The following is a 4,438-nucleotide window of genomic DNA, read 5'->3' as shown; positions in this document are numbered from 1 at the left end:
AATAATGGAGTATGTCTCTCCATCATTCAATCGCAATTACAGTATGTTGGGTGATTTTTGTATATTACACTGTTTGCTGCAGTATCGATCCCTCTTGCAAGTCCAGAAATTACGATGAAACCAACTTCGCTTAAATCAAGTGCCAACTTATTGGCAAAATTTCTTCCATTGATTGAAGAATTACGTCCACCGATTATTGCAATTATCTCACGGCTTAACAATGATATATCACAAAGTGTAGTTATTACAGGAGGACAACTCGGTATATTCCTTAAAATGTCAGGGTAATCTGGATCACATGCTGGTATTATTTTGGCTCCAATTTTTTCTACATTCTTAATTTCTTCTTGTACATTTTTAATTCCATAATCCTTGTTAGCCAATTCATTAAGATACTTAAGCACTTCATCTAGTGAGCCACATGCTCTTAGTATACTAAAAAACTTTACTGTCCCACAGTTCTAGCCAAGCTTAGCCATATTTCTAATTCTTCGTTATTTAATTTATTTATCTTCATAAAAGGCTTGAATTTCTTATCAGTTTAGTGTACCCAAGATAATGCAAATATACAGTATTTTATGACGCATTTTGTTACAGATAAATGCATAAAATGTAAATATACGGACTGTGTAGAAGTATGTCCCGTTGACTGCTTTTATGAAGGTAAAAATATGCTCGTGATTAACCCAGATGAGTGTATTGATTGTGGAGTGTGTATACCTGAATGTCCAGTAGATGCAATTGTAACTGATGATTCCATAAAAGATATTCTAGAGCTAGATGAAGGCTTACTGAACAATGAACAAAAAATCTTTAAATCATTTTACAACATAAATGTAGAATATTCGCAAAAGTGGCCAAATGTCACAGCTAAAAAGCAACCCCTAGATACAGCAGAAGAGTATAAAGAAAAAAAGGATAAAACAGCTTATTTTGACGAAAATTTAGGGTAATAGAGTACGAAAGTGGACTCACACTTTTTTGATTAAATAGACATTGAATTGTAAGCATCTATTTCATCTGCCATAGACGATAATTTGCACTCTCAAAACGGAGATTGTTTGCAATGTCTATTAATTTCTCACTAATTTGTGAACGAAGTTCAGGCACTGGAAAGAAAGTATCACATCTAGCCTTGCACAGAGGTTTGTCTGTTTCATTGAACGCCTCTTCACAGTTTTTATGGCAAATATGAGATAGGTTGCGTGCCTGAAACGTTAATGAATTCGAGTTTTGTGTAGACATAACCATAATATACTCCTAAATTAAAAAACTAACTCCACGGTAGCATTTATGTGTTAATAAAATTGTAATATTTATATTAGCATAATTACTTTTCAGATACGTTTATTGCTTTATTGAAAAGTTCAGAATAAATAGAGAGTACAAAAGAAGCCTCACATCTTTTTGGTTAAATAGACATTGAATCGTAAATGTGCGTTTCATCAGAAAATATATCAGCAGATGATATATTACTATCAATATTGTCTGGTTTAAGTTCATTGTTCAGATTCTCGAAATCTTTTTGAATTGTTTCAATTGTCTTCTTTAAATTACCATACTCTCCCCATAACTTGGTATTGGTTAAATGAATATTATTGCTTAGATTCTTGAAATCTTCTTTAATTGTTTCAATTGTCTTCTTTGAGTTATAATGCGCTCCCCATAACGGTCCAGTGATTGATTTAATACAAACTTCACTTAATGAACATTGATTATTATCTTTTTCTGACATAATATTCTCCTTAATTAATATTATATTTAATATAGTATAAAAGTATTAATACTATATTAAATATGGAATCAAAAGTAAATAAAGCAATACAGGAACGTCTTACAGTTGATTCAGTGAATCTTGCACCATAGCTTTAAAGGGTTTAGAAGACTAAGAGTTGGCGATGTGTATTATACAGACACCAAAAACACGAAGTAACTATCGTTACAATAGGATATAGGGACACCATTTACGTTTGAAGGAAATATGTTTTGCAATAACCCTATTCTATAATGCAAAACCCAATGTATTACTTGCAATCTGGTGTCTGATCACAAAGGAACCAGTTTACATAAAACTACTTGCCACCTGCAAATTGCAATATCTGTACAGCTGTGGAACTTTTCAAAGCGTTTTTTCTATTGAAGATAAAAGTATCTTTTATATATGATATATAGCAAAATATTAGGGTGCTTATGGTTCCAACTATAGCAATTTTAAGTGGTGGATTTTCTTGCGAAAGAGAAATATCGCTTATGAGCGGAAAAGCAGTAAAGAAGGCGCTTGATAGCCTTTCATATAATGCAATAGAAATAGATGTTGATAGCAACATTGCTCAAAAGCTTAAAAAAACTAATCCCGCTCTTGCTTTTATTGCTCTACATGGACCTTATGGTGAAGATGGCTGTATTCAAGGTTTACTGGAGATTTTAGGTATAAAATATACACACTCAGAAGTTATGGCTTCAGCTGTTGCTATGAATAAAGTGATGTCAAAGCATATATTCCATTCTCTTAATATCGACACTCCAAGAGGTTATGTAATTAGTCGAGAAGATGTGCTAAAAAATAATATTAAAGTTGATTATCCGTACGTCTTAAAACCGATTAACGAAGGCTCAAGCATTGGAGTACACATGATTTTCTCACATGAGGATTACTTAGAGCTGAAAAATAACAGTTCTACTATAATGGAAAAGATGATCATAGAAGAATACATACCGGGTATAGAGTTACATACTGCTGTGTTGCTGAATGAAGCAATTGGCACTATGGAAATACGACCAAAAAATAAATTCTATGATTATGAAGCAAAGTATACAGATGGATTTGCAGAACATATATTTCCTGCTAAAATTCCTGACAACATATATAGAATGACCTTGGAACACGCACTAAAAGTTCATCAATTTTTAGGATGCAAAACTGTTTCCCGCTCAGACTTCCGTTATAATCCCCAAAATAACACTTTAAAAATGCTTGAGATTAATACACATCCTGGCTTTACTGAATTATCGTTAGTACCAGAAATTGCAAAATTGACAAAAGGAATTGATTTTAATGAATTAATTAAAATTATTGTCAAAGACAGTTTACACCACAAGAATATTAGAGATCAAGCCGATGTTGAACAATGTTACTAGAAGTCAAAGGAGTTTTTTGCGCAAGTGTGCTTTCATGATTATAACTGCACTTTTCCTTACACTAGTACTTTATAGTTCACTTGATAAAATAACAAATCGATTCAATTACTACTTTACTTGGTGTAACGATCGCTTATCGAGCTTATTAATTAGCAATGGATTTTCAATCGACAAAGTAACCGTTACTGGAAACAAATTTACAAATGAACAGGACATTCTAAGTTTAGTAGATAGAACACAACCTATCATGTATGTATCACTCTCAAAACTAACAGATAATATACAATCTGTAAGCGAATGGATAAAACATGTAAGAATTTATAGGATTTTACCCAACACCTTACGCATTGATGTAAATGAACACAAACCTTTTGCTCTTTGGAAAGATGATAACAGAACTTCAGTAATTGACTCTGAAGGTAAAGTAATCGTAGATGATTACCAGATAGATAACCTCGTTATAATCAAAGGACAAAATTCGTTATCAAGCCTAAAATTCATTAAAGATATACTAGAGAGGAAAACTCAATTAAGTGATCATATTTCTTCTTGTGTTTATGTAGGCAATAGAAGATGGAATATCATACTCGATAACAGTGCCACAGTAAAATTGCCTGAAGATAATCCTTATAGCGCATGGGATTATTTAAGCCACTTGCGAAATACAACCGACTTTACTTTTAGCAATTGGAGCATAATTGATATGCGTGTTGCTGATAAGATCTTTGTGAAGAAGTGATCTGCTAGGTGCTCCTTTTCATTTCATGCAAGTAGCCCTTTCTCTGTCATACGAGTAGCTTAAAACTGGAATCCAGATTGCAAGTAATTGATTTGGTTGGGTGAGTATGGATTTTGCATTATAGAAGGAAGCATTAACCATTACTAAACAAAAAGGGGAGTGTTAAATAAACTGTGTCAAATCGAGAAGTAAATTAATAAATTTGATATAAAAAATGGAGGTTTGATAATTAGTCAAGCAAATATAACTACCGGTTTTGTAGACTATAAAGAATTAGAAACAAATATCTTATCTTCTATACGAGAAGGAAGACCATTGACTGTAAGAGATGGAGCATTAACACCATTTATAAAAAAACTGCTAGAGGGAAGGCGAGATAGAAAACCATTTGTCGGCTGAAAGCGAAGAAAACAACCGAAGAAATTCAAAGACTTTACGGACAAGTATTTGAACTATTGACACCAAGAGATAGTGAAGGAAGTTTTGAGCTACAAGTAGTCAGAAAAAGGCAAACAACCGAACTTGAAGCAAAGGTTTTAAGTACATATGCCAGTGGCATGG

The 4,438-nt window shown here is 32.8% G+C and carries 5 protein-coding genes and 2 pseudogenes; 4 read left to right on the top strand and 3 right to left on the bottom strand.

Annotation, left to right across the window (positions count from 1 at the left end):
* Positions 1-44: 44 nt before the first annotated feature.
* Positions 45-517: pseudogene (locus OUY_RS00525) on the bottom strand (DNA-processing protein DprA); the annotation flags it as partial.
* Positions 518-578: 61 nt separating this feature from the next.
* Between OUY_RS00525 and OUY_RS00520 the strand changes: the two are divergent.
* Positions 579-953, top strand: coding sequence for a ferredoxin family protein (locus OUY_RS00520; RefSeq protein ID WP_010405211.1), 375 nt, complete (start codon positions 579-581; stop codon positions 951-953).
* Between the two features lie 58 nt (positions 954-1,011).
* Here OUY_RS00520 and OUY_RS00515 read toward each other — a convergent pair whose 3' ends face one another.
* Both OUY_RS00515 and OUY_RS00510 read right to left on the bottom strand, forming a co-directional pair.
* Positions 1,012-1,245 carry a hypothetical protein gene (locus tag OUY_RS00515; protein WP_246038507.1) on the bottom strand — a complete coding sequence of 78 codons (234 nt, stop codon included), beginning with the start codon at positions 1,243-1,245 and terminating at the stop codon, positions 1,012-1,014.
* Between the two features lie 166 nt (positions 1,246-1,411).
* Positions 1,412-1,735, bottom strand: coding sequence for a hypothetical protein (locus OUY_RS00510; protein WP_139686411.1), 324 nt, complete (start codon positions 1,733-1,735; stop codon positions 1,412-1,414).
* A 449-nt stretch (positions 1,736-2,184) separates the two neighbouring features.
* Here OUY_RS00510 and OUY_RS00505 point away from each other — a divergent pair, with 449 nt between their 5' ends.
* From OUY_RS00505 to OUY_RS00495, 3 genes and pseudogenes are all read left to right on the top strand, one after another.
* On the top strand, positions 2,185-3,138 hold the full coding sequence (locus tag OUY_RS00505; protein ID WP_039833309.1) for a D-alanine--D-alanine ligase: 954 nt from the start codon (positions 2,185-2,187) through the stop codon (positions 3,136-3,138).
* Complete coding sequence (locus OUY_RS00500; protein WP_139686410.1) at positions 3,119-3,877, top strand: cell division protein FtsQ/DivIB; 759 nt, start codon at positions 3,119-3,121, stop codon at positions 3,875-3,877. The genes OUY_RS00505 and OUY_RS00500 overlap by 20 nt, the downstream gene beginning before the upstream one ends.
* A gap of 228 nt (positions 3,878-4,105) precedes the next feature.
* A pseudogene (locus OUY_RS00495) lies at positions 4,106-4,438 on the top strand (transposase); the annotation flags it as partial.

Source organism: Wolbachia endosymbiont of Leptopilina clavipes, assembly GCF_006334525.1.
In the GTDB taxonomy this organism is placed as follows: Bacteria; Pseudomonadota; Alphaproteobacteria; order Rickettsiales; family Anaplasmataceae; genus Wolbachia.
This window is presented reverse-complemented; position numbering and strand designations above follow the sequence as displayed.